The organism is Streptomyces sp. NPDC014733 (assembly GCF_043083385.1).
Classification (GTDB): Bacteria; Actinomycetota; Actinomycetes; order Streptomycetales; family Streptomycetaceae; genus Streptomyces.
This window is the reverse complement of record NZ_JBIBYO010000016.1, coordinates 91,476-114,397: the sequence shown is the minus strand read 5'-3', so window position 1 is coordinate 114,397 and position 22,922 is coordinate 91,476. Positions and strand designations below refer to the sequence as shown.

Annotated in this window: 22 protein-coding genes; 8 read left to right on the top strand and 14 right to left on the bottom strand. The window is 72.2% G+C overall.

Going from position 1 to position 22,922, the window contains the following annotated elements; genetic code table 11:
- Positions 1 to 2: 2 nt before the first annotated feature.
- Positions 3 to 596, bottom strand: coding sequence for a DUF2017 domain-containing protein (locus ACF1BH_RS27590; protein ID WP_391646723.1), 594 nt, complete (start codon positions 594 to 596; stop codon positions 3 to 5).
- On the bottom strand, positions 596 to 904 hold the full coding sequence (gene clpS / locus ACF1BH_RS27585; protein ID WP_345084787.1) for an ATP-dependent Clp protease adapter ClpS: 309 nt from the start codon (positions 902 to 904) through the stop codon (positions 596 to 598). Before clpS ends, ACF1BH_RS27590 begins: the two co-directional genes overlap by 1 nt.
- 213 nt (positions 905 to 1,117) lie before the next feature.
- On the opposite strand from clpS, the gene ACF1BH_RS27580 reads away from it, so the two are divergent.
- Together ACF1BH_RS27580 and ACF1BH_RS27575 are read left to right on the top strand one after the other, a co-directional pair.
- Positions 1,118 to 2,446, top strand: coding sequence for a nicotinate phosphoribosyltransferase (locus ACF1BH_RS27580; protein WP_391646721.1), 1,329 nt, complete (start codon positions 1,118 to 1,120; stop codon positions 2,444 to 2,446).
- Between the two features lie 163 nt (positions 2,447 to 2,609).
- Positions 2,610 to 3,203: an isochorismatase family protein gene (locus ACF1BH_RS27575; protein WP_391646719.1), complete on the top strand. Its 594-nt coding sequence runs from the start codon at positions 2,610 to 2,612 to the stop codon at positions 3,201 to 3,203.
- Between the two features lie 44 nt (positions 3,204 to 3,247).
- On the opposite strand, the gene ACF1BH_RS27570 is transcribed toward ACF1BH_RS27575, so the two are convergent.
- From ACF1BH_RS27570 to ACF1BH_RS27555, 4 genes are all read right to left on the bottom strand, one after another.
- Positions 3,248 to 3,562, bottom strand: coding sequence for a hypothetical protein (locus ACF1BH_RS27570; protein ID WP_391646776.1), 315 nt, complete (start codon positions 3,560 to 3,562; stop codon positions 3,248 to 3,250).
- A 117-nt stretch (positions 3,563 to 3,679) separates the two neighbouring features.
- Positions 3,680 to 6,103 carry an immune inhibitor A domain-containing protein gene (locus tag ACF1BH_RS27565; RefSeq protein WP_391646717.1) on the bottom strand — a complete coding sequence of 808 codons (2,424 nt, stop codon included), beginning with the start codon at positions 6,101 to 6,103 and terminating at the stop codon, positions 3,680 to 3,682.
- A 156-nt stretch (positions 6,104 to 6,259) separates the two neighbouring features.
- Positions 6,260 to 6,958, bottom strand: coding sequence for an RDD family protein (locus ACF1BH_RS27560; protein ID WP_391646715.1), 699 nt, complete (start codon positions 6,956 to 6,958; stop codon positions 6,260 to 6,262).
- A 171-nt stretch (positions 6,959 to 7,129) separates the two neighbouring features.
- On the bottom strand, positions 7,130 to 8,698 hold the full coding sequence (locus ACF1BH_RS27555) for an RDD family protein (RefSeq protein ID WP_391646713.1): 1,569 nt from the start codon (positions 8,696 to 8,698) through the stop codon (positions 7,130 to 7,132).
- 493 nt (positions 8,699 to 9,191) lie between these two features.
- Between ACF1BH_RS27555 and ACF1BH_RS27550 the strand changes: the two genes are divergently transcribed.
- Entirely contained in the window at positions 9,192 to 9,668 is a 477-nt protein-coding gene (locus ACF1BH_RS27550) for an SsgA family sporulation/cell division regulator (RefSeq protein WP_391646711.1), read from the top strand.
- 81 nt (positions 9,669 to 9,749) lie between these two features.
- Here ACF1BH_RS27550 and ACF1BH_RS27545 read toward each other — a convergent pair whose 3' ends face one another.
- From ACF1BH_RS27545 to hppD, 7 genes are all read right to left on the bottom strand, one after another.
- A complete protein-coding gene (locus ACF1BH_RS27545; RefSeq protein WP_391646709.1) occupies positions 9,750 to 11,195 on the bottom strand; it encodes a dihydrolipoyl dehydrogenase family protein in 1,446 nt (481 codons plus the stop codon).
- 768 nt (positions 11,196 to 11,963) lie between these two features.
- Positions 11,964 to 12,467, bottom strand: coding sequence for a glycine-rich domain-containing protein (locus ACF1BH_RS27540; RefSeq protein ID WP_391646707.1), 504 nt, complete (start codon positions 12,465 to 12,467; stop codon positions 11,964 to 11,966).
- Positions 12,468 to 12,576: 109 nt separating this feature from the next.
- Complete coding sequence (locus tag ACF1BH_RS27535; protein WP_391646705.1) at positions 12,577 to 12,873, bottom strand: hypothetical protein; 297 nt, start codon at positions 12,871 to 12,873, stop codon at positions 12,577 to 12,579.
- Positions 12,870 to 13,079 (bottom strand): hypothetical protein, encoded by a 210-nt coding sequence (locus ACF1BH_RS27530; RefSeq protein ID WP_391646703.1) that lies wholly within the window; start codon positions 13,077 to 13,079, stop codon positions 12,870 to 12,872. The genes ACF1BH_RS27535 and ACF1BH_RS27530 overlap by 4 nt, the downstream gene beginning before the upstream one ends.
- Before the next feature lie 227 nt (positions 13,080 to 13,306).
- Positions 13,307 to 14,524, bottom strand: a complete 1,218-nt coding sequence (locus ACF1BH_RS27525; RefSeq protein WP_391646701.1) for a helix-turn-helix domain-containing protein — start codon at positions 14,522 to 14,524, stop codon at positions 13,307 to 13,309.
- Positions 14,525 to 14,831: 307 nt separating this feature from the next.
- Entirely contained in the window at positions 14,832 to 16,196 is a 1,365-nt protein-coding gene (locus ACF1BH_RS27520) for an FAD-binding oxidoreductase (RefSeq protein ID WP_391646699.1), read from the bottom strand.
- A 238-nt stretch (positions 16,197 to 16,434) separates the two neighbouring features.
- Positions 16,435 to 17,583, bottom strand: a complete 1,149-nt coding sequence (hppD, locus tag ACF1BH_RS27515; RefSeq protein WP_391646697.1) for a 4-hydroxyphenylpyruvate dioxygenase — start codon at positions 17,581 to 17,583, stop codon at positions 16,435 to 16,437.
- A gap of 129 nt (positions 17,584 to 17,712) precedes the next feature.
- Between hppD and ACF1BH_RS27510 the strand changes: the two genes are divergently transcribed.
- From ACF1BH_RS27510 to ACF1BH_RS27490, 5 genes are read left to right on the top strand one after another with little or no spacing between them, the layout of a single operon-like run.
- On the top strand, positions 17,713 to 18,180 hold the full coding sequence (locus ACF1BH_RS27510; RefSeq protein WP_345084828.1) for an Lrp/AsnC family transcriptional regulator: 468 nt from the start codon (positions 17,713 to 17,715) through the stop codon (positions 18,178 to 18,180).
- 15 nt (positions 18,181 to 18,195) lie between these two features.
- Positions 18,196 to 18,843 (top strand): ABC transporter permease, encoded by a 648-nt coding sequence (locus ACF1BH_RS27505; RefSeq protein ID WP_391646695.1) that lies wholly within the window; start codon positions 18,196 to 18,198, stop codon positions 18,841 to 18,843.
- The gene (locus tag ACF1BH_RS27500) at positions 18,836 to 20,119 is read left to right on the top strand and encodes a betaine/proline/choline family ABC transporter ATP-binding protein (RefSeq protein ID WP_391646693.1); all 1,284 of its coding nucleotides are present in this window, start codon (positions 18,836 to 18,838) and stop codon (positions 20,117 to 20,119) included. The genes ACF1BH_RS27505 and ACF1BH_RS27500 overlap by 8 nt, the downstream gene beginning before the upstream one ends.
- Positions 20,116 to 21,003, top strand: a complete 888-nt coding sequence (locus tag ACF1BH_RS27495; protein WP_391646691.1) for an ABC transporter permease — start codon at positions 20,116 to 20,118, stop codon at positions 21,001 to 21,003. Before ACF1BH_RS27500 ends, ACF1BH_RS27495 begins: the two co-directional genes overlap by 4 nt.
- Positions 21,003 to 22,010 carry a glycine betaine ABC transporter substrate-binding protein gene (locus ACF1BH_RS27490; protein ID WP_391646689.1) on the top strand — a complete coding sequence of 336 codons (1,008 nt, stop codon included), beginning with the start codon at positions 21,003 to 21,005 and terminating at the stop codon, positions 22,008 to 22,010. Before ACF1BH_RS27495 ends, ACF1BH_RS27490 begins: the two co-directional genes overlap by 1 nt.
- Positions 22,011 to 22,059: 49 nt before the next feature.
- Here the strand turns inward: ACF1BH_RS27490 and ACF1BH_RS27485 are convergent, their stop codons facing one another.
- Positions 22,060 to 22,839 (bottom strand): S16 family serine protease, encoded by a 780-nt coding sequence (locus ACF1BH_RS27485; protein WP_391646687.1) that lies wholly within the window; start codon positions 22,837 to 22,839, stop codon positions 22,060 to 22,062.
- Positions 22,840 to 22,922: the final 83 nt, after the last annotated feature.

The window sequence follows — 22,922 nt, the reverse complement described above, 5'->3', positions numbered from 1 at the left end:
ACTCAGGACATGAGCGATTCGACGAGCGTTTCCTGGAGACCGCCGAGCCAGAGGTAGGCCAGCACCATCGGCTTACGGGGGTCGGACTCCGGAAGGCGCAGCAGTTCCCCGCCGTCGTCCTCGTCGGTGACCTCCAGGCGGGTGCCGATGGCGAGCCGGAGGTCGTTGAGCCCGCCGAGCCAGCGGCGGCACTCCTCGGGGGTGAGCCGCAGCACGGCGCCGGTCTCCGGCTCGGGGTGCAGCGCGTCGAGCGACCGGATCAGCGCGAGCGCGTCGTCGCGTTTGCGGGCGCGCAGATCGTTCTCGGTGTAGCGGCGGAACTCCGCGGAGGCGGCGCGTACGTCGTCGTCCGGCACCCGGTCCGGACCGCCGTACGCATCCGGGAAGAGGCGGGCGAGGACGGGGTCGGCGGGCGGTTCGCTCGGGCCGTCCCGGAAGACGGAGGCGAGCAGGTCGTCCGCGGCGTCGCCGCTGTCGTCGCCGGGGCCGACCAGCTCCAGGAGCTGCACGGCGAGGCTGCGCAGGATGGAGATCTCGACCTCGTCGAGGGTGACGGCCGCACCGCCGCCGGGCCGGGGTTCGAAGTGGCCGGCCATCAGCGGTCCTGCTGAAGGGTCGCCCACAGGCCGTAGCCGTGCATGGCCTGCACGTCGCGCTCCATTTCCTCACGGCTGCCGCTGGAGACCACCGCGCGGCCCTTGTGGTGGACGTCGAGCATGAGCTGGTGCGCCTTGTCCTTGCTGTAGCCGAAGTAGGACTGGAAGACGTAGGCGACGTAGCTCATGAGGTTGACGGGGTCGTTGTGGACGACCGTGACCCAGGGAACGTCGGGTTCGGGCACCTCGTAGGGTGCCTCGCTCGACTCGGGGCGCTCGATCTCCACTGGGACACTCACACGCCCCATGCTGCCACCCGGGGCCGGGCCGCGCACAAACGCCCCTGGGCGGGTGAGTCGGACGGGGGTCCGCGGCGGGCGCCGGACACCCGCGTCCGGGGGCCGGCGGGCAGCGCCGCGGCAGGCGCCCGCGGCGGGACGCGGCGCCCGCCGTGAGCGGTATCACGGGCCCGGCCACCAGAAATCGTCAATCTGACGAGTAATGGGGGTAGCATCTTCCGCATGAACACAGCAGACCTGGGGCTGCCGGTGGCGGTGCCGTCGACGGCACTCTTCACCGACCAGTACGAACTCACCATGCTGCAGGCCGCGTTGCGGTCCGGGAACGCCGACCGGCGCTCGGTCTTCGAGGTCTTCACCCGGCGCCTGCCCGAGGGCCGGCGTTACGGCGTGGTCGCCGGCACCGGCCGGGTGCTGGACGCGGTGGAGAACTTCCGCTTCGACGAGACCATCCTGAGCTTCCTGCGCGACCGCGGCATCCTGGACGAGCCGACGCTGGAGTGGCTGGCCGGCTACCGCTTCCGCGGCGACATCTGGGGCTACCCGGAGGGCGAGGTCTACTTCCCCGGCTCCCCGGTCATGCGGGTCGAGGGCACCTTCGCCGAGGCGGTGCTGCTGGAGACGGTGGTCCTCTCCATCCTCAACCACGACTCCGCGGTGGCCGCCGCGGCGTCCCGGATGTCGGTCGCCGCCGGGGACCGCCCGCTGATGGAGATGGGCGCCCGCCGCACCCACGAGCTGGCCGCGGTCGCCGCCGCCCGCTCCGCCTACGTCGGCGGCTTCCACACCACCTCGGACCTGGCCGCCGGGTTCCGCTACCACATCCCCACCGTCGGCACGAGCGCGCACGCCTTCACGCTGCTGCACGACACCGAGCGGGACGCGTTCACCGCGCAGGTCGACACGCTCGGCCGCGGCACCACGCTGCTGGTCGACACCTTCGACGTGACGGAGGCGGTGCGGCTGGCCGTCGAGGTCGCGGGCCCGGAGCTGGGCGCCGTCCGCATCGACTCCGGCGATCTGCTGCTCGTCGCCCACCGGGTGCGCCAGCAGCTGGACGAGCTCGGCGCGGTGAACACCAAGATCGTGGTGACCAGCGATCTGGACGAGTACGCCATCGCCTCGCTCGCCGCCGCGCCCGTGGACGCATACGGCGTCGGCACCCAACTGGTGACCGGCAGCGGCCATCCGACCTGCTCGATGGTGTACAAGCTGGTCGCCCGCGCGCAGAGCGACGACCCGGACGCGCCGCTGCGGCCGGTCGCGAAGAAGTCGCTGGGCGGCAAGTCGTCGGTCGGCGGCCGCAAGTGGGCCGCGCGGCGGCCGGACGAGAACGGCGTCGCCGAGGCGGAGGTCGTCGGCACCGGCGAGGTCCCCGCGGAGCTGGCCGGCCACCAGCTGCTGGTGCCGCTGGTCACCGGCGGCAAGGTGGTGGCCCGCGAGCCGCTGGACGCCGCCCGGGACCGGCACATCGCCGCCCGCGCGCGGCTGCCGCTCTCGGCGACCCAGCTCTCCCGCGGCGAGCCGGTGCTGCCCACCGAGTACCACTGAGCCACCGGCCGCGGCGGACACCCGCCGCGATCCGCCACCCGGGTGGCGCACACCCCCTCCCCGGGTGGCCGGGGCGTGGCTACGCTCGGCCCTACGGGCCCCACGCCTCACCGCTGTCCCGGCCGTTCCGGCCGTCACTCCCTCCGTCGGAAAGGCACCGACCATGCACCGGGCACTGATCGTCGTCGACGTACAGAACGACTTCTGCGAGGGCGGCAGCGTCCCGGTGCGGGGCGGCGGGGACGTCGCCGCCGCCATCACCGATCTCGTGGGCCGCGCCGGGGACACGTACCACCATGTGGTGGCCACCCGCGACTACCACATCGACCCCGGCGCGCACTTCTCCGACCACCCGGACTTCGTGGACTCCTGGCCGGTGCACTGCGTGGCCGGGTCCGAGGGCAGCGGCTTCCACCCCAACTTCGCCCCGGCCGTCTCCTCCGGCGCCGTCGACGCCGTCTTCGACAAGGGCGCGTACGCGGCCGCGTACAGCGGTTTCGAGGGGGCGGACAACCAGGGCACCAAGCTGGCCGACTGGCTGCGCGCCCATGACGTCACCGAGGTGGACGTGGTCGGTATCGCCACCGACCACTGCGTCCGGGCCACCGCGCTCGACGCGCTCCACGCCGGGCTGCACACCCGGGTGCTGCTCGGTCTGACCGCGGCGGTCGCCGCCCCCACCACCGAGCGGGCGCTGGCCCAGCTGCGGGCGGCGGGGGCGGAGCTGACCGGTACGCCGGTGCTGGCCGGGGGCTGACGGGCCGCTCCGGCGCCCGCCGCCGCTGTCGGTCGCGGTGCGGGTCAGGCGGCCCGTGCCGGGCGGAGCAGGGCGCGTATCGGGTGCCAGGACTCGGTGTCGTCGTCCAGGGTCTGGCGCCAGACGACGCCGTCGGGGTGGTGCAGGACGGCGGTCACCTCGTCCGGGGTGGGCGGGCGCATGTTGCCGCGCAGGTAGACGGCGCGCAGGCCGAGGTTGCGCAGCCTGGTCAGGGCGCGCTGGCGGTTGGCGGCGTGGACGAGGACACGCACCCGGCGGTCGTCGCCGCCGGGTCTGGGCAGCGCCAGGGCGACCACCACGCTTCCGCCGGGAAGCTTGATGAAGCCGCCTTGGGACATCTGCATTTCTCCCCCGTGAGGCTGGGTGTCAACAAGAAGTGGTCTCACGCATCTAAACGCGATCGGCCGCCGCCCGCTAGAGGGCGACGGCCGATCATGGTTTGACCTGCGGTTCTCTTACTTCTTTGTGGCGGGGCCCACCTGGAGGGTCACCGTGGAGCCGTCCTTGGCCTCCTTGGTGATCTTGATCCGGGTGTTGGTGTCAGGAACGAGCACCCCACCGGTCGGGTTGGCCTTGTCGTAGTAGACGCCGCTGTGGTCGTCGAAGAGCGTCACGCCCTTCTTCGAGGCGATCTTCACGGCCTTGCCGTCCTTGTGCAGCCGGACGGCGTCCGTGCGCTGTGCGGTGAAGGTCGCGTCGTACGTCTGGAAGCGGTTGCGCATCAGCTTGCCGTCGGCCCACTTCTCGGCCTTCGGGTGCGCGTCGACCGGGAGGATCTGGCCGTGGCCCGGGTGCTCGCCGACGTTGTTGTCCGCCTGCGAGGTGTCCCACAGCCAGATCAGGACGCCGTTCTGGAACGGGAAGTGCTCCACCCAGCCGGGCCGGTCGGTGGTCCAGCCGAAGTTGTACGGACCGGTCTTCAGCGTCTTGTCGTACGAGACGTACTGGCGGTTCTCGGCGAGGTAGTACTGCGGGTAGTCCTTGGTGAAGGACGCGCCGATGCGGGAGAAGCCCTTGGCGGTCCAGCCGTTGTCGTCGCCCTCGGCACCGTCGGTGAAGACCGGCTTGCCGTCGGCGGTGACGGAGAGCGCGTCGGCGGCGAAGCCCTTGAGGGCCAGCCCGCCGTCGGTCTGGTAGCGGAACCGCAGGTCGATCTTCTTGCCGGCGTAGGCGTCGAGCGGGAAGACCAGGTCGCGGTAGGCGCCGGAGGTGCCGGTCAGGCCAGGCTTGTCGCCGCCGTCGCGGGGGATGGCCTTGCCGTCGGCGGTGCCGTCCAGCGCGGTCCAGTCGGCGCCGCCGTCGGTCGAGACCTCGGCGTAGAGGAAGTCGTAGTTCTCCTCGATGTCCCACCAGCCCTTGAGGGCGAGCTGCGCCTTCGTCGCGCCGGTGAGGTCGACCTGGCGGGTGAGGGTGTTCTTGAGGTCGTTGCCCATGTCGCTCCACCACTGGTGGGAGCCTTCGGCGGGCTGGACGATCTCGGTCTTCACCGTCTTCGCGGGCAGGTCGACGACGAGCGCCTGCTTGTCCTTGGTGTTGTACTCGGCGACGCCCAGCTTGTGGGTGGAGGCCGTCGCGGCCTTCGCCTTGCCGTAGTTGAGCCAGCCGAGCTGGAGCTTGTCCCAGGCGCTCATGTCGCCGGGCAGGTCGCCGATCGCGTCCTTGCCGGTGCCCAGCCAGGAGCCGGACGACATCAGCGACCAGAAGTCGACGGAGGACTCACCGCTGCCGGTGGTGTCGTACTCGTCGGGCAGTCCGAGGTCGTGGCCGTACTCGTGGGCGAAGACGCCGAGGCCGCCGTTCTCCGGCTGCATGGTGTAGTCGCCGACCCAGATGCCGGTGTCGCCGATCTGCGTGCCGCCGGCCTTGTTGTCGGCCGGGCCGGTCTTGCCGGCGTCGGTGCCGTACGCGTACCAGCGGTGCGCCCAGATGGCGTCGGTCTTCTGCGCGCCGCCGCCGGCCGACTCGTCCTCACCGGCGTGCACGATCTGGAAGTGGTCGATGTAGCCGTCGGGCTCGTTGAAGTCGCCGTCGCCGTCGTGGTCGTAGCGGTCCCACTGGTCGTACTGGGCGAGGTCGGCCTTGATCTGCTCGGCGGTGCGGCCGGCGGCCTTCTGCTGCTCGGCCCACTTGTTGACGCCGTCGCGGACCAGGTCCCAGGCGTTGGCGCAGTTGGTGTCGCCGCAGTAGTTGGAGCCGTAGCGGGCCTCGTTCCAGTCGACCTTGACCCAGTCGGTGACCTCGCCGTCGACGGAGTAGCGGCCGGACGACTGCTTCTCGTAGTACTTGGCCAGCGACTCCTTCTTCTTGTCGTGCGAGAAGTAGAGGTCCTGGAAGTGCTGGCGGTTGAAGTCCGGCTGCCAGGCGGTGCTGTTGTCGTCCTTGCGGTCCGGCTGCGCGATGGTGTTGTGCGCGGGGCCCGGCGTGCCGCCGTACTTCTTCACGGGCGGCTGGGGGCCGTCGCCGTCCGGGTCGTACACCGTGGTGTCGTCGACCTTGTCGCCGAAGTCCACCAGGATCGTGAAGATCTTGTCGGTCTTCTCCCGGGCCAGCTCGACGTACTTGCTCTTCCCCAGCTTGACGACCTGTGAGGCGCCCTTGCGGGTCGGCTTGGCGTCGCCGTCCAGGACCTGCTTGACGGCCTCCTCGCGGCGCGCGGCCTGGCGCTCGCTGAACGGGCCCTTGAGGTCGTGGTCGGTGCTCCGCTCGGGGGCGGGGTCGTGCCGGCGGGCGGCGGCCGGGTGGGTGTCGGGGGCGGCGACGGCCGCCCCGGACGACAACGAGGCCGCCCCGATCGCGGCGATTGCCGTGGCCAGGACGGCCGGTCGGAACACCCTTCTTCGCTCTCTCACTTGGCGCTTTCCTCCCCTTCGCGCGGGCATCTTGAAGGGAATTTGACCGGAGAGGCGCCGGAAAAGACAGATCTTGACTTGAACACGACAGCGACGTACGTTATCCGATCGGCGTGAGGCGATCACCGGACGCGACGGCGCCCCGGCGGGCCGTCGGCCACCGGGGCGCTCGCAGATGAGAAGACGTCAGGCGGCCGATACCACCACCGTCTTGGCCGCCTTGTCGTGCAGACACTGCTGGTACGGCTTGTCCCACGTACACCACAGGACGTTGACCAGCCAGAAGATGAAGCCGCAGCACGGCACGATCTCCGGCAGGGTGTAGACCGCCGCCCGCACCCACCCCGCCTGCGTCGTCGGCACCGAGCCGTTGCTCAACATCGCGACCCGGATCTTCATCGCCATCTTGCCGACCGTCTGCCCCCGGTGGGTCAGCATCAGCCCCTCGTAGACCAGGTACACCAGCATCGTCACGCCGGAGACCGTCGCCTGCTTGCTCGTCTCGGCGTTGCTGGTGCTGGTGTAGTCGACCCAGCCGACGATGCTGCTCATGATCAGCGACATCGGTACGCCGATGATGATCGCGTCGATGATCCGCGCCACCAGCCGCCGCCCGCGCCCGGCGAGCGGCGGCATCCCGGCCAGCGGATCGGCGGCGCCGTACCCGCCGCCGTAAGGGTTGTCGGCGTACCGGCCGCCGTAGGGGTCGTGGCCGGAGGAGCCGCCCCCGTAAGGGTCGTGGCCGTACGGACCCGGCGGCGGGCCGCCGCCCGCGGAGCCGCCGGACTCCGGACCGCCACCCGCCGGCGGCTCCTGCGGCTTCTTCAGGAACGGGTCGTCCTCCGGCGGTTCACCGGCTCCGGGCCCGGGCTGCTCGCTGCTCATGGCCCCGAGTCGACCCCCTACGGGCCCCGGCCGCATCCGGCGGGATCCGTTCGGGGGACGACACGCCGGGCGCCCGGGCGCGCCGGTTCCGGGTCCGCGGACGGCGACGGCCCCCGGCGGAAGGCCGGGGGCCGACGGGGCGTGCGCCCGGTCCGGGCGCCGCGTGGCGGGTCAGTCGGCGGCGACGAACGTCCGCGCCGCCTTGTCGTGCCAGCACTGGCGCCACGGCTTGTCGAAGAGGCACCAGGCCGCGTCGAGCACGCCGACGACCAGGAAGCCGAGGACGCCGAAGACCAGCCAGCGCTTGATCAGGGACATCAGCTCGGGGGTGTCGTGGCTCTCGATGTCCACGACCCGCACCCCGCACAGCTTCTTGCCCAGGCTGCGGCCCCACTTGAGGGTCGGCAGCAGCTCGATCAGCCCGCCGCCGACCACCACCGCCGCCAGCACCGCGAGGAAGAGCGGGGCGGTGCCGCCGTCGAGCAGATAGACCGTCACCTCACGGCCGGACTCCTTGGCCGCCGTGATCTTCGCGTCGAAGTGGTCCACGGCGCCGCCCCACAGCGGCAGCGCGACGAGGACCGTCAGCACCGCGAGGAGGGCCAGATCGATCAGCCGGGCGGCGAGCCGCCGGCCGAGCGCCGCCGGGTGCGCCTGCTCCATGGCGAACGGGTCGGCGGTCGGCGGCTTCCACGGGATGACGCCGTCGTCCTCGGCCGGTCCGCCCGCCGGGCCCGCGCCGCCCGGGAACGGGAAACCGCCACCGGCGGCCGGTCCGGGCTGTGCTCCCGGCTGCGGGCCGCCCTGCGGCGGCACCGGGCCGGGCCCGGCCGGCACCTGCGGCGGGTTGAACGGGGCCTGCCGGGGGTGCGGGTGCTGCGGATGCGGCGGGTACGCCGGTCCGCTCGCGCCCGCCCCGGGCATCGACTGCGGCCCGCTCGGCGCCGACGCGGCGGGACCGGCGGGGGCCTGGCCCGCGGCGGGAGCGGAACCGGCGGCCGGGGCCTGACCGGGGGCGGGGGCCTGGCCGGGGGTGGGGGCCGCGCCCTGACCTGCCGGGCCGCCCTGGCCCGCGGCGGGCCCGGGCCGCTGGGGCAGCCGGATCGCCATCGTGCCGCCGTCCTTGGGCGCCGGGCCGTCGCCCGGGCGGACCGCGCGGATCGTGGTGGTGCCCCGGTCGCGGGCGGGCGGCCGGACCGCGCGCATGGTGACCGTGCCGTCGGAGCGCGACGGCTGCTCCGGCTCCGCCTCGCCCTGCGGCCCGGCCCCGTCGCCGTCCTGAGCGCGAGGCGACGGAACGGCGCCCCGGCCCTCCCCCTCACCGGACGCCGCGTCGGGCGCGCCCCACGAGACGGGTCCGGCGGCGCCGGTGCCGCCCTGCCGGGCCGCGTCGGCACGCCAGGCGGAGGCGGGTGCGGGGCCGCTGCCGTGCGGACGGGCCGGGTCGTCCCAGGAGTGCGGGGTCCCGTCGCCGGTGCCGGAGGTCCCCTCGCCGGCGCCGGGGAGGGCCGGGCCGGCCTCCGCGGGGGCGGCGGGCGGCGCGGACGCCGGGGCGGGCGCGGGGGCGGGCGCGGCGCCCGGGGGCGGTGCGGGCATCGCCTCGCCCTCGGCCGGGGCCGGGCGGCTGGTACCCGGCACCCATGCGGTTCCGTCCCAGTACCGGATGTAGCCGGGGATGGACGGGTCCGGGTAATACCCCCCTGCCGGTACGTTGCCACCACTACCGGGGGATTCCGCCACTGTCCCCAACTCCCCTCGCGTCCCACGCCTGTGCTCTGTGTGCCGTCGCCCACCGGCCGGCCTCCGGCCGCGCCGCGCGCGGGCCGGACGCCGCACCCGGGCCCTCGGCCCGGCCGTCCGCCGCGCCCGGTTGCCGCGGGGGCACCGTGTCCGGCGTCGATCGTCCACGGAGGAGGTTAACGAAGAACCGCGGGGCGGCAGAGCGCGCGTCACACAGGGATCCGGGCCCTCGAACGCGAGCCCGAGACGTCCCACCCCGGACAATCGCGGACGAACCCGGGTGTTCCCGCGCCCACGGACGCGTCACGGGGTCCCGTCCGCCCCGTTCCGTACCGGCCGTTCACCCGTCCGGAACCACCTGGAAGAAGTCCGCGGAAAAGTCCGCGAAAAAAATTCTCGAAGTCGCGTAAGGATCCGTGGCCCCCCGCTCTCTATCCCAGTGCGGGCGGAACACAACGGGGCCCGTACAGCGAAGCGGAGAGGTGGAAATCCGATGCACAGCGTGGTGGAGCGAGAGTTGGAACTCGGTCTGGTCGTCTCGCCGGAGCAGAGCGTTCCGGTGCCGGCCCGGCTGGCCTACCGCACCGACGACCCGTACGCGGTCCACATCACCTTCCACATCGGCTCGGACGCGCCCGTCAACTGGACGTTCGCGCGTGAACTGCTGGTCGAGGGCGTGTTCCGGCCCTGCGGTCACGGCGATGTGCGGGTCTGGCCGACGAAGGTGGACGGCCGCAGCCTGGTCTGCCTGGCGCTCAGCTCGCCGGACGGGGAAGCGCTCCTGGAGGCGCCCGCCGCCGCGGTGTCGGCGTGGCTGGAGCGCACCCTGCGGGTCGTCCCCCCGGGCTCGGAGCAGGAGCACCTGGGCATGGACAAAGGACTGAGCGAGCTGCTGGCGATGGCGACGGGCGACGCGCCGTGGGCCGGGGAGCCGTGGCCGTCGGACGAGACCCCGGACGCGGGTGCGTGAGCCGTGCCCGCCCCCGTGCCGGGCGCCGGATCACGTCTCCCCCGCCCGGCACCCCTCTCCCCCGCCCGGCCCGCTCCCGGGTCAGCCGCGGTACGCCTCCAGCAGCCGCAGCCAGACCTCGCTGATCGTCGGGTAGGCGGGGACGGCGTGCCAGAGGCGTTCGAGGGGGATCTCGGCGGCCACCGCGAGGGTCGCCGAGTGCAGCAGTTCACCGACCCCGGGGCCGACGAAGGTGGCCCCGAGGACGATTTCGCGGTCCAGGTCGACGACCATCCGGGCGTGCCCGCGGTAGCCGTCGGCGTAGAGAGCGGCGCCGGCGACGGCGCCGAGGTCGGCGTCGACGGCGCGGACCCGGTGCCCGGCGCGCTCCGCCTCGGCCAGGCTCAGGCCGACGGCCGCGGCCTCGGGGTCGCTGAAGACGACCTGCGGGACGGCGGCGTGGTCGGCGGTGGCGGCGTGCGCGCCCCAGCGGTCGGTCTCCAGGATCGGCACGCCCTGCGCGCGGGCGACGAGGGCGGCCCCGGCGATCCGGGCCTGGTATTTGCCCTGGTGGGTGAGGAGGGCGCGGTGGTTGACGTCGCCGACGCCGTAGAGCCAGTCGTTGTCCGCGAGGTCGGTGACGCGGCAGGTGTCGTCGACGGTCAGCCACGAGCCCGGTGTGAGGCCGACGGTCTCCAGGCCGAGGTCGTCGGTGCGCGGCGCGCGCCCGGTGGCGATCAGCAGTTCGTCGGCGACGATCTCCCCGCCGGAGTCCAGCTCCACGGTGACCGGCCCGCCCGGCGCCTCCCGGCGCACCCGTGTGACGCCGGTGCCGGTACGGAGCATCACCCCCGCCTCGGCGAGCGACTCGGCGACCAGCACTCCGGCGAACGGCTCCATCCGGGGCAGCAGCCCGTCGCCCCGTACGAGGAGGGTGACCGAGGCACCGAGGGCCCGCCAGGCGGTGGCCATCTCGACGCCGACGACGCCCCCGCCGACGATGACCAGCCGGCCCGGCACGGACGCGGCGCTGGTGGCCTCGCGGCTGGTCCAGGGCTCCGCGTCGGCCAGCCCGGGGATCGGCGGCAGCACGGCACGGCTGCCGGTGCAGAGGGCGACGGCGTGCCGGGCGTGCAGCGTCCGTCCGCCGTCCACGACGACTTTCCGCGGCCCGGCCAGGCGGCCCTGACCGCGCACGAGCGGCACCCCGATCGACTCCAGCCACCGCACCTGCCCGTCGTCCTTCCAGTGTGAGGCGAAGGCGTCGCGGTGGGCGAGGACGGCGTCGGCGTCGAGGGGCCCGGCGGCCGCGTCCTTGAGGCCGGGTACCCGGCGGGCCTCGGAGCGGGCGGTGACCGGACGCAGCAGCGCCTTGCTCGGCATGCAGGCCCAGTAGGAGCATTCACCGCCGACGCGCTCACTCTCGACGATGACGGCGCTCAGCCCGGCGGCGTGCGCCCGGTCGGCGACGTTCTCGCCGGTGGGGCCTGCGCCCACCACGATCACGTCGTACGTCTCGTCGGTCCGGGTCGCTGCGCTGGCTGGCATCGGCTGATCGCTCCCTGAGTGGCGCGACGGCCGGGCGCTTCCCGGCCGGGTGCGGTCGCCGCCGCCGGAGGCGGCGGGCTGTTCCATCGTGCGTCGGGGCGCGACGTACCGCACCGCCACGGGGCGAAAGTTTCCCGCTCGCCCCGCCAGCGCACGACCGCGGTCATACGGCCACCGCCACGTACAGGGTGCGGTTACCCGGGCGGACGTGCACCCCGTGAATGGTGGCCGGACCTACTCCGATACCACGTAGCGCCACAAGCCGAGCGGGCTCTGGCCGAGAAGTACGGCGTGGGGTACATGACCGCCCGGCGGGCCGCGAAAGATTCGGGAACGGGGGCTGATCGTGACCGTCCAGGGCAAGGGGACGTTCGTCGTCGACCCCGTGCCGGGGCCCTCTGACGACTCCGCGGCGAGTGGATGAGAGCGCCCCGCCCGCCCCTCACCGGGACCGGCGAACAGGCGGGGCGCGACGGTCGTACGGGGCCGGTTAGCGCCTAGGTCATCGCGTGCGGCTTGGACAAGCACACGGCAGCGTGTACGGCGTTCCAGTCGCCTGGTCCACCACGACCACACCGCCGGAGCACCGGCGTGCCGGATGCCTGCCCCACTTGCTGCGCGGCGGCCGAGGGTGCCCTCCCGCTTCCACGACTTCCCGGTATGCCGTCACCGCTCGCTGCCACGCAGGGTTGGTCCACTCCGTCATGCCATCGCCTCCCGGTTTCCCAACGACCGTACGGCCGTTGGGAAACCGCGACCAGAAGAGCGTCAGTTCGGGCCGGTGTTGGAGCAGTCAGCGCCGCAGCCGGCGGGCGGCGGCTCGGTGTGCTCGCAGGTTGCAGCGACCGGGATCGTGTTGTCGGCCGGCCCGTTCCACATCAGCGGGTCGGGCTTGTACCCAGCCACCTTGATCGCTTCCTGAGTCCGTGCCAGCACACCGGGGTTGTGGCGTGTGACGTCGGGGCGCTCCGGCACGTGGTGCACGAACCGGTGCAGCGACCGGCACAACTCGGCGTATACGGTCGTGTGCAGGATCAGGGCGTGCCAGCCCTCATCCACGACCCGCGACGGCTTGAGGCGGGCGCGCGGCGCCGCCGAGCAGGCCGCAACGAACTTCAACGCCTCCTCCGTGATCGCTTCCGCGACGTTCTCTGCCATGCCCTCGTTGTTGCGCTGCACCGTGCCGGCGACTGCGGTGAATGCCTCTGGGGTGATGAGTTCGCGGGCACTCTTCACCTCCAGCGGTGTCGTGTGCTGTTGTGTGATGGTCACCGTGTACTTCCTTCCATTGGATGGTGCGGTGATGGCGCTCCGTCCCCGGCCGGTTGTCTGGCCAGAACCGGGGACGGAGCGCGCAGGGCGGGGCGGTGCCGGTCAATCACTACGCTCCCGACACGGACCGCCCTTTCGCGACAGGCGAAGACGGAAGTCGCCCGGTGTGCGGGGTCTGCCCTTCAGGACGGCAGGCAGCACACGCCGTGGGCGACGCAGCGCGGTCGATCACGGCACCGGCTGCGTCAGCCGCGGCATGTTCGATCGGCGCGCCGGGCTGCTCGATCCCGGCGAGGGCGGGCGCACCGTGGGCGGCAACGATCGCGGCGGGGATGCCGGCAGCGACGAGCGCCGGGCCGGCGAACGGCGGCCGCATCCGATCCGGTTTCGCGTGCCGCGTGCTCATCGGCAGGCCGTCTCCTTGGCGGCCTTCCTCTTGTCAATGGCCATTTCAAGTTGGAGCGCGTACACCTCCACCTGTCCCGGCTCCAGCTTGAGGACGCTGGGCTCGGTGTGGCCGTCCCGGTGATGCACCGTCACCGCGAATGTCGCGCGGCCCTCGCGGTGGTCGTACGAGACATCTTTCCGATCCAACGTGATGTGGCTGATCACAACTGTCTCCGTCCGGTGGTCAATCGGAGTGCAAGCCCGTCCTCACGCGGATCGGTGCAGGATGGGCTGGTCAGCCGCCGCAGCTGTGCAGCAAGGAGGTTGCGGATCGCCGGCGGGAACGCTGCGGCGACTGACAGTGACAGGATGCTCACTGCAAAACAGAGGAAGTACCCCACGCCGGGGTACTTCGTGACTGCCACTCATCTTGACGACGGCTTGCCTCCCCGTCAGGCCAAGCCTTGGCCCATCCACGCGGCGAGCGTCCGAACGTCCTGGTCAACACGGCGGTACTGCTGGGCGAGGAGCCGTACCGCCTCGCGGGCCATGGGGTGATATCGGGTCTGCTGAGGCGCCACTTGGCGGGCGTCCTGCAATGCCTTCAGGGCCTTGTCCCGATCGCCGACGGCAAGGAAGGCACGCGCGGCATCGATGTGGTGATGTCCCCGGCGGGTGCGCGGTAGCGACGGGGGCAGACGCAAAGCGCTCGCTCTCTTCGCAGCCTCGTCAGCGTTCTTGAGTTCGACCTGCGCAGCGATGTCATGTACGGCGACGTTCGCCGGGCCGAACGTGAGGTGGTAGCGCACCCGGTCTGTTCGGTCGGGGATCTGCGCGGCGAGCCGGGAAGCCTCTGCGAGGTGGTGTTCTGTGGCCTGCTCGTCTCGGGCGCGGGAAGCGAGCGTGGCCTCACGCAGGCGCAGGCTGCCCAGCAGCGTCACCGCTGACGACGAGGATGCGCTTGCCTCTTCGGTGAGTTGGTCGCGAGCGTGGGCCAAGAGCCGGAGCCCGGCGCCGTACTCGCGGGCAGCTTGGAAGCCTCCGGCTCGTGACCACTGGGCGAGCGCAACCGACAACGGATCGGCTGAGATGCCTGCTGCCCAGCGTTGCCGGTCGTCCAACTGCCCGGCGAGGTCCGCATATCCGAGCCGGTAGGCGAGGCAGTGCGCCATGTAGTACGCGGAAGACAGCATCTTCGCGGCCTGACGCTTCCGGTCGCCTTCCAGCAGGTGCACCGCGGCCGTCAGCTCTTCCAGCAGCTCGGGTAGCGCCAGGCCGAGACGGGTGTACCGGGCCGCTGCACGGTGCCGGGTGGCCTCGTCAAGGTCACTGGCAATGTCCGCCAGAAAGCGCGGTGTGGTTCGCCACTCCGGAGGCAGATCGAATGCACGCACCACGGTCCGGATGGCTGCGATGGGGACGTGTGCCTTCTCGTCAGACCGTTGCCGTCCCCGGTAGGGCTGGCCGGTCAGCTCTTCGACGCTCACGGCGAGTGTTCTGGCTGCGGTGGCGAGAAAGCCGTGGGTGGGCAGGCGTTCGCCCCGCTCGACTTTGCGGATGTTCCCCAGGGAGAGGTGGGAGTGCTCGGCGAACTCGCGCTGGGTGTAGCCCGCGAGGTTCCGGTAAGAGGCGATCCTCGCCCCAATGCTCTCGTCGGCATGATTGGGCATACTGGGCTCCGTTTCGACTTCACCGCTCGAAACGGTACCCGCGCCGGTTGGGCCGGGATACGCGTACGGCCTGCTTCAGCGCCTCCGGCGCGGGCCACTCGCCGCGGCTGCTGCCCTGGGCCACTCTCGACGAGGACGGCTCCTCCATCACCACGCGAATGCGCTGAGTCAAGTAACTCAGCGACAGCTTCGGGCGCGCCTACTGCTTCCCGCGCTCGGCGAGCGCCCGGCTGATGCCAGGGCGGCGGTCGGCAGGTAGCAGGGCAGGAGCCGGTGGCTCGTGGTCTGCCGGGCGCGGCCCCAGCCCTCAGAACAGCTTCCCCGGATTGAGCAACCCCAGCGGGTCGAAGACCTGCTTGACGGAGCGCTGCAACTCCAGGCCGACGGGGCCCAGTTCGCGGGCGAGCCACTCCTTCTTCAGGACGCCGACGCCGTGTTCGCCGGTGATCGTGCCGCCCAGCTCCAGGCCGAGGGCCATGATCTCGTCGAAGGAGGCGCGGGCCCGGCGGGACTCGTCCTCGTCGGCGGGGTCGAAGCAGACGGTGGGGTGGGTGTTGCCGTCGCCGGCGTGGGCGCAGACGCCGATGGTCAGGTCGTACTTCGCGGCGATGGCGGCGGTGCCGTCGAGCATCGCGGCGAGCTGGGAGCGGGGGACGCAGACGTCGTCGATCATGGTGGACGAGCGGACGCGTTCCAGGGCGTGGAGGGTGACCCGGCGGGCCTGGAGCAGCAGCTCGGACTCGGCCTCGGTGTCGGCGGGCACCACCTCGGTGGCGCCCGCGGCGGTGCACAGCGCGCCGAGGGCGGCGAGGTCGGCGGCCGGGTCGGGGGTGTCGAAGGCGGCGAGCAGCAGCGCCTCGGTGGTGTCGGGCAGGCCCATCCGCGCGTAGTCGTTGACGGCGCGGACGCAGGTGCGGTCCATCAGCTCAAGCAGCGACGGGGTGTGGCCCTGGGCCATGATCGCGCAGACCGCCTCGCAGGCGGCGGCGGTGGACGGGAACTCCGCGGCGAGCGCCAGCTGCCGGGGCGGCTGCGGCTTCAGGGCGAGGACGGCGCGGACGACGACGCCGAGGGTGCCCTCGGAGCCGACGAAGAGGCGGGTGAGGTCGTAGCCGGCGACGCCCTTGGCGGTGCGGCGGCCGGTCGACAGCAGCCGGCCGTCGGCGAGGACGACGTCGAGGCCGAGGACGTACTCGGCGGTGACGCCGTACTTCACGCAGCACAGGCCGCCGGAGGCGGTGCCGATGTTGCCGCCGATGGAGCACTCCTCCCAGCTGGAGGGGTCCGGCGGGTAGTACAGGCCGTGCTCGTTGACCGCGCGGGAGAGGGTGGCGTTGATGACGCCCGGCTCGACGACGGCGGTGCGGTCGACGGGGTTGATCTCCAGGATGCGGTCCATCTTGACCAGGGAGAGCACGAGGCAGCCGTCGGTGGCGTTGGCGGCGCCGGACAGGCCGGTGCGGGCGCCCTGCGGGACGACGGGGACGCGCAGCGCGGTGGCGGTGCGCATCACGTGCTGGACCTCTTCGACGGTGCGCGGCAGGACGACGGCCGCGGGGCTCCCGGCGTCGCAGAAGCCCGCCATGTCACGGGCGTAGGCGCCGGTGACGTCCGGGTCGGTGAGGATCGCTTCGTCGGGGAGGCCGGCGCGCAGCTGGGCGAGAAGGTCCATGGCGTCAGCGTCGCATCCGCGGCGGCCGTACGGAAGAACGTGACAGGGGCGGAACCCGGCCATCCGTGGGGCGGCTGTGGCGACCGGCCGCGGGCGTGCGGCGGCGGCCCGCCGCCCCGCCCGCCGTGCGGCGGGGCGGGGCGGGGCGGCGGGCCGGGCGCGGGCCGGTACGGCGCGGGGAAGCTCCGGCGGCGCCGCGGCGGGCGGGCCGGTGGCGGGTGGCGCCACCGGCTGCCGGTCAGAGGTTGCCGCGGCGCTCCTGCTCGCGCTCGATCGCCTCGAAGAGGGCCTTGAAGTTGCCCTTGCCGAAGCCCATCGAGCCGTGCCGCTCGATCATCTCGAAGAAGACGGTCGGCTTGTCCTGGACCGGCTTGGTGAAGATCTGGAGCAGATAGCCGTCCTCGTCGCGGTCGACGAGGATCTTCAGCTCACGCAGCGTCTCGACGGGCACCCGGGTCTCCCCGGCCCACTCGCCGAGGGTGTCGTAGTACGAGTCGGGGGTGTCCAGGAACTCCACGCCGGCCTCGCGCATGGCGCGGACGGTGGCGACGATGTCGTTGGTGGCGAGCGCGATGTGCTGCACGCCCGGGCCGCCGTAGAACTCCAGGTACTCGTCGATCTGGGACTTCTTCTTGGCGATGGCCGGCTCGTTGAGCGGGAACTTCACCTTGCGGGTGCCGTCCGCGACGACCTTCGACATCAGCGCGGAGTACTCGGTGGCGATGTCGTCGCCGACGAACTCCTTCATGTTGGTGAAGCCCATGACGTTGTTGTAGAACGCCACCCACTCGTTCATCCTGCCGAGTTCGACGTTGCCGACGCAGTGGTCGATGGCCTGGAAGCGGCGCGGGCCGGGCGCGACGAGCGGCTCGGCGGCGACATAGCCCGGCAGGTACGGGCCGGTGTAGTCGCGGCGCTCGACGAGGGTGTGCCGGGTCTCGCCGTAGGTGGCGATGGCGGCGCGGACGACGGTGCCGTGCTCGTCCTTCGTCTCGTAGGGCTCCTCGATGCCGGTGGCGCCGTGGGAGGTGGCGTAGGCGTACGCGGCGCGGGCGTCGGGGACCTCGATGGCGAGGTCGACGACGCCGTCGCCGTGGGCGGCGACATGGTCGGCGAGGAAGCGGCCCCAGTCGGAGACCGGCTTGATCACGGAGGTGAAGACGAACCGGGCGCCGCCGGATTCGAGCACGTAACTGGCGGTCTCACGGCTGCCGTTCTCCGGTCCGGAGTAGGCGACGCGGGTCATGCCGAAGGCGGTGGCGTAGTAGTGCGCGGCCTGCTTGGCGTTGCCGACGGCGAAGACGACCGCGTCCATCCCCTTGACCGGGAAGGGGTCCGCCTGCCGGGCCGTGCCGGGGGTGGGCTGAGTGTGCATCGTGTCTGCCATGGCCGCAGATTCCCTCCGATCCACAAGGTGCGCAATAGTTCGCGCATCTGCTGGGCACTATGCCTAGCGGTCGGGCGGTTCGGCCGGGCTATCTGTACAGGATGACCATCGGTATCGGAGGGATCCGCAGTGGCGATCGATCATTTGGACGGGCGGCTCATCGAGCTGTTGGCGCGCGAGCCGCGGATCGGGGTGCTGGAGGCGTCGCGGCGGCTGGGCGTGGCGCGCGGCACCGTCCAGGCGCGGCTGGACCGGCTTCAGTCGAATGGAGTGATCAGGGGTTTCGGCCCGGAGGTGGATCCGGCGGCGCTCGGCTACCCGGTGACCGCATTTGCCACTTTGGAGATCAAACAAGGCCAAGGTGCGGACGTACGTGCTCACTTGACGACCGTTCCTGAGGTGTTGGAGCTGCATACAACGACCGGACATGGGGACATGCTCTGCAGGCTCGTCGCACGCTCCAACGCCGATCTCCAACGTGTGATCGACCGAGTGGTCGGTTTTGATGGCATCGTGCGGGCCTCTACGGCAATCGTGATGGAAAATCCGGTTCCGCTGCGCATCATCCCTCTGGTGCAACAGGCATCGGAGGACTGACGGAGGAGGGTGCCAGTGAGCTTCTGGGAGTACGTCGGCAGCCGCCACGCCCAACTGCTGACCGATGCGGCACAGCACGCCAGCGCGGTCTTCCAGTGCATGGTGGCCGCCACCGTCCTGGGCGTCGCGCTGGGCGTCGCGACCTACCGCACCGAATGGGCCGGCAATCTCGCCACGACCGCCACCTCGACGATCCTCACCGTCCCCTCACTGGCCCTGATCGGTCTGCTCATCCCGATCGTCGGCCTCGGCGTCGCCCCGACCGTCATCGCCCTGACGCTGTACGGGCTGCTGCCCGTCGTCCGCAACGCCGTCGTCGGGCTGCGCGGGGTGGACGCCACACTGGTGGACGCGGCGCGCGGCATCGGGATGTCCCGCGCCGCCCAGCTGCTCCGCGTCGAACTGCCGCTGGCCTGGCCGCCGATCCTCACCGGCATCCGCGTCGCCACCCAGATGCTGATGGGGATCGCCGCCATCGCCGCCTTCGCGTCCGGTCCGGGGCTCGGCAACGAGATCTTCCGCGGCATCGCCTCGCTGGGCAGCGCCAACGCCCTCAACCAGGTGCTCTCCGGCACGCTCGGAATCGTCGTCCTCGCCCTCCTCTTCGACGCCGCGTACGTCCTCATAGGACGGCTGACCATCCCCAGGGGGATCCGTGCCTGAGACGTCCGTGCCCACCGCCGGGAGAACCGCCGCGCGCGCCGCCGCCTCCGGCGCCGGGATCCGGCTGGAGAAGCTGACCAAGCACTACCCGGGCAGCCCGGCGCCCGCGGTGGACGATGTCACCATGGAGATCAACGCCGGTGAGCTGGTCGTCCTCGTCGGCCCGTCGGGCTGCGGGAAGTCCACCACGCTGAAGATGATCAACCGGCTGATCGAGCCGACCTCCGGCCGGATACGCATCGGCGACCGCGACGTCACCGGAATGGACCCGGTCAAGCTGCGCCGCACCGTCGGCTACGCCATCCAGTCCTCCGGCCTCTTCCCGCACATGACCGTCGCCCAGAACATCGCGCTGGTACCGAAGATGACCGGCTGGCCCAAGGCGAAGATCAAACACCGGGTCGAGGAGATGCTGGACCTGGTCGGGCTCGACCCGGGGGAGTTCCACGGCCGCTACCCGCGCCAGCTCTCCGGGGGGCAGCAGCAGCGCGTCGGCGTCGCCCGGGCGCTCGCCGCCGATCCGCCGGTGCTCTTGATGGACGAGCCGTTCGGCGCCGTCGACCCGATCACCCGCGACCACCTCCAGGACGAGCTGATCCGGCTCCAGCACGAACTGCACAAGACGATCGTCTTCGTCACCCACGACTTCGACGAGGCGATCAAGCTCGGCGACCGGATCGCGGTGCTCCGCGAGCGCTCCCACATCGCGCAGTTCGACACCCCCGAGGCGATCCTCACCAACCCCACCGACGACTTCGTCTCCGGCTTCGTCGGCGCCGGCGCCGCCCTCAAGCGCCTCAACCTCACCCGCGTCCGCGACGTCGGCGTCGTCGACTTCGCCACCGCGGGCGTCGACGACCCGCTCCAGTCCATCTTCGACCTGCTGCGCGACGGCGACACCAACGAGGTGCTGCTCCTCGACCGCCACCGCCGCCCGTACAAATGGCTGCGGCGCGGCGACCTGATGCGCGCGAAGGGCACCCTGGCGCGCGCCGGGACGCTGGTGCACGACACCGTCACCCGCGACGCGACGCTGCGCGACGCGCTGGAGGCGGTGCTCACCGACAACGCCGGGCGGGTCGCGGTCACCGGGCGGCGCGGCGAGTACATCGGCGTCGTCGACATGGAGACGCTGATGAACAACGTCCACGAACTGCTGGAGGCCGACCGCCTGGAGGCCGTCGAACACCGACACCAGCTGGAGGAGGCGCGGGCCCGCCGCACCCGCATGGCCCAGGAGGGATTGGGCGAAGGCGGCGCGGGGGCCCCGGCATGAGCCCCCGCGAGGAGCGCCGCGCCCCCAGGGACGAGCGGCCGCCGGGCGAACACGAGGTGCACGGCCTGGCGTTCCGGGACGAGGTCCACGAGCGGGAGCACGAGGCCGCGGCGCCCCGGGGATCCTCGGCGCCGCCCCAGGGGCTGCGCCGGATCACCTGGCAGCGGGCGCTGGGTATGCCGCTGTTCCTGGCCGCCACGCTGCTCGGCACCTGGCTGTGGTTCCGCGGCGCCCGCCTCGACTCCATCGCCCACCAGGCCGTCGACAACGGCAAGATCGGCCTCGCGGTGCGCCAGCACGTCCAGCTGACCGCCGTCTCCACCTTCTTCGTACTGATCATCGCGATCCCGCTGGGCATCGCGCTGACCCGCGCCAAGCTGCGCCGCGCGACCCCGTTCGCGGTCGCCGCCGCCAACCTCGGCCAGGCGGTGCCCGCCCTGGGCCTGCTGGTGCTGCTCGTCATCTGGCTGGGCATCGGCGCGAAGGCGGCCGTCATCGGCATGGTGATCTACGCGGTGCTGCCGGTCCTCGCCAACACCATCGCCGGGCTGCGCGCCATCGACCCGACGCTGACGGAGGCGGCCCGCGGCATCGGGATGTCCCCGGCGGGCGTGCTCACCCGCGTCGAACTGCCGCTGGCCGTCCCGCTGATCCTCGCCGGGGTGCGCACCGCGCTGGTGCTGAACGTCGGCACCGCCACGCTCGCCACGTTCGGCGGCGGCGGAGGTCTGGGCGACCTGATCTCGGCGGGCATCATCACCCAGCGGATGCCGGTGCTGGTCCTCGGTTCCGTTCTCACCGTGGCGCTCGCGCTGCTGGTCGACTGGCTGGCCTCGCTCGCCGAAGTGCTGCTGCGGCCGCACGGTCTGGAGGTATCGCGCTGATGGCCCCGAGCCCCGGGCACCGCCCGTACCGCCGCCCGCGCCGTACCGCCCGCGCCGCCACCCTGGCCGCCGTCGCCGTCCTCCTCGCGGGCTGCGGGCTGGTCAGCGGCAGCCCGATGACCGACAACGTCCGCCCCGGCACCCTCGGCCGCGGCCAGCCCCTCAAGGGCGCGCAGCTGACCGTGACCTCCAAGGAGTTCACCGAGAACATCATCCTGGGCCAGATCATGGGCCTGGTCTTCGAGGCGGCTGGCGCCACCGTCATCGACAAGACCAACATCCAGGGCTCCATCGGCGCCCGCGAGGCGGTCCGCTCCGGCACCGCCGACGGCATGTACGAGTACACCGGCACCGGCTGGATCACCTACCTCGGCCACGAGAAGCCGATCACCGACCCGCACCGGCAGTGGGTCGCGGTCCGCGACGCCGACCGCGCCAACCGCCTCGTCTGGCTGCCGCCCGCCCGTCTCAACAACACCTACGCCTTCACCCTCAACCGCGCCAACGCCCGCAAGTACGGCGTCCGGACGCTCTCCGACATGGCGGCGCTGCTCAAGAAGGACCCGAGCGCGGTCACTCTCTGCGTGGACAGCGAGTTCGCCGCCCGCAACGACGGACTGCCCGGCATGGCCGCGCGGTACGGCATGAAGCTCCCGCCCGGCAACATCCACAAGATGACCAGCGGCGTCGTCTACACCCAGACCGCGCAGGGCACCGCCTGCACCTTCGGCGAGGTCTACACGACCGACGGCCGGATCAAGGCGATGAACCTCACCGTCCTCGCCGACGACAAGCACTTCTTCCCGAACTACAACGCGGCGCCGTCGATGTACGCGCCGACGATGAAGAAGTACCCGGAGATCGCCGCGCTGCTCAACCCCGTCACCGCGGCGCTGGACAACACCGTCGCCCGGAAGCTGAACGGCCAGGTCGACGTCGAGGGCAAGGACCCGCACGAGGTCGCCAAGGAGTGGCTGCTCTCGAAGGGGTTCATCAAGGAGGGGTGAGGCCCGGGGAGCGGCGCCGGGGCCGCACGCCTCCGGCACCCGGCCCGCCTCAGCAGCTGGGAACCGCCCCGCCGCTCTTCAGCGCCTTGAGCGACTTCAGCGCGCTGTCGAGCGAGGTGACGGGGATCAGCCGCATCCCGTCGGGCCGCTCCGCGAGCGCCTGGGAACACTCGGCCTCGGGGACGAGGAAGAGGCGGGCGCCGTCGCGGTGCGCCGCGCGCATCTTCAGCGGCACCCCGCCGACCGGGCCGACCGTGCCGTCGGTCTCGATGGTGCCGGTGCCGGCGACGGTCCGGCCGCCGGTCAGATCGCCCCCGGCGCCGTCCCCGTCGAGCTTGTCGATGATCCCCAGCGCGAACATCATCCCGGCGCTCGGCCCGCCGATGTCCGCCAGCCGCAGGGTGACCTTCACGTCGCGGGCCGACCGGTGCAGATGGCCCAGCGCGGCGCCGACCGCCGCGTCCTGCGACTTCCGCATCTCGTCGGCGTTGTGCCGCGCGACCTCCTTGACGCTGTTGCCCACCGGGTAGACCGACTCGGACGGCATCACCGCCTCGTCCGTGCGGAACCAGCCCCGGACCACGTCCGGCAGATGCACCGAGGCGTCCGGCCCGGTGGCGACGATCGCCGTCATCCGCAGCTGCCCGCTGGTCCGGCGGGTGTCGGCACCGGAGATGGTGATCACCGGTTTCCCCTTGTTGTCCCCGAGGACGTTCGCCGTCGGCCCCGGGTACGCCAGTGAGTACGGCAGCGGCGCGAGGGCGGCGGTCAGCAGCAGGGCGAGGACCAGGGCGGCACAGATCGACAGTGCACGGACGCGGGAGGACACCCCGCCACCCTAGAGGACCGGTGCCCCGCGCCCCGCACCGCACGCCCGGCCCGGGGCCCGGCCCGCGGGCGCGCGGACGGCGG

Excerpts from the sequence above, each read along its gene's own strand:
- ACF1BH_RS27590 (WP_391646723.1), bottom strand. The coding sequence starts at position 596 with ATGGCCGGCCACTTCGAACCCCGGCCCGGCGGCGGTGCGGCCGTCACC.
- clpS (WP_345084787.1), bottom strand. The coding sequence starts at position 904 with ATGGGGCGTGTGAGTGTCCCAGTGGAGATCGAGCGCCCCGAGTCGAGC.
- ACF1BH_RS27580 (WP_391646721.1), top strand. The coding sequence starts at position 1,118 with ATGAACACAGCAGACCTGGGGCTGCCGGTGGCGGTGCCGTCGACGGCA.
- ACF1BH_RS27575 (WP_391646719.1), top strand. The coding sequence starts at position 2,610 with ATGCACCGGGCACTGATCGTCGTCGACGTACAGAACGACTTCTGCGAG.
- ACF1BH_RS27570 (WP_391646776.1), bottom strand. The coding sequence starts at position 3,562 with ATGTCCCAAGGCGGCTTCATCAAGCTTCCCGGCGGAAGCGTGGTGGTC.
- ACF1BH_RS27565 (WP_391646717.1), bottom strand. The coding sequence starts at position 6,103 with ATGCCCGCGCGAAGGGGAGGAAAGCGCCAAGTGAGAGAGCGAAGAAGG.
- ACF1BH_RS27560 (WP_391646715.1), bottom strand. The coding sequence starts at position 6,958 with ATGAGCAGCGAGCAGCCCGGGCCCGGAGCCGGTGAACCGCCGGAGGAC.
- ACF1BH_RS27550 (WP_391646711.1), top strand. The coding sequence starts at position 9,192 with ATGCACAGCGTGGTGGAGCGAGAGTTGGAACTCGGTCTGGTCGTCTCG.
- ACF1BH_RS27545 (WP_391646709.1), bottom strand. The coding sequence starts at position 11,195 with ATGCCAGCCAGCGCAGCGACCCGGACCGACGAGACGTACGACGTGATC.
- ACF1BH_RS27535 (WP_391646705.1), bottom strand. The coding sequence starts at position 12,873 with ATGAGCACGCGGCACGCGAAACCGGATCGGATGCGGCCGCCGTTCGCC.
- ACF1BH_RS27525 (WP_391646701.1), bottom strand. The coding sequence starts at position 14,524 with ATGCCCAATCATGCCGACGAGAGCATTGGGGCGAGGATCGCCTCTTAC.
- ACF1BH_RS27520 (WP_391646699.1), bottom strand. The coding sequence starts at position 16,196 with ATGGACCTTCTCGCCCAGCTGCGCGCCGGCCTCCCCGACGAAGCGATC.
- hppD (WP_391646697.1), bottom strand. The coding sequence starts at position 17,583 with ATGGCAGACACGATGCACACTCAGCCCACCCCCGGCACGGCCCGGCAG.
- ACF1BH_RS27495 (WP_391646691.1), top strand. The coding sequence starts at position 20,116 with ATGAGCCCCCGCGAGGAGCGCCGCGCCCCCAGGGACGAGCGGCCGCCG.
- ACF1BH_RS27490 (WP_391646689.1), top strand. The coding sequence starts at position 21,003 with ATGGCCCCGAGCCCCGGGCACCGCCCGTACCGCCGCCCGCGCCGTACC.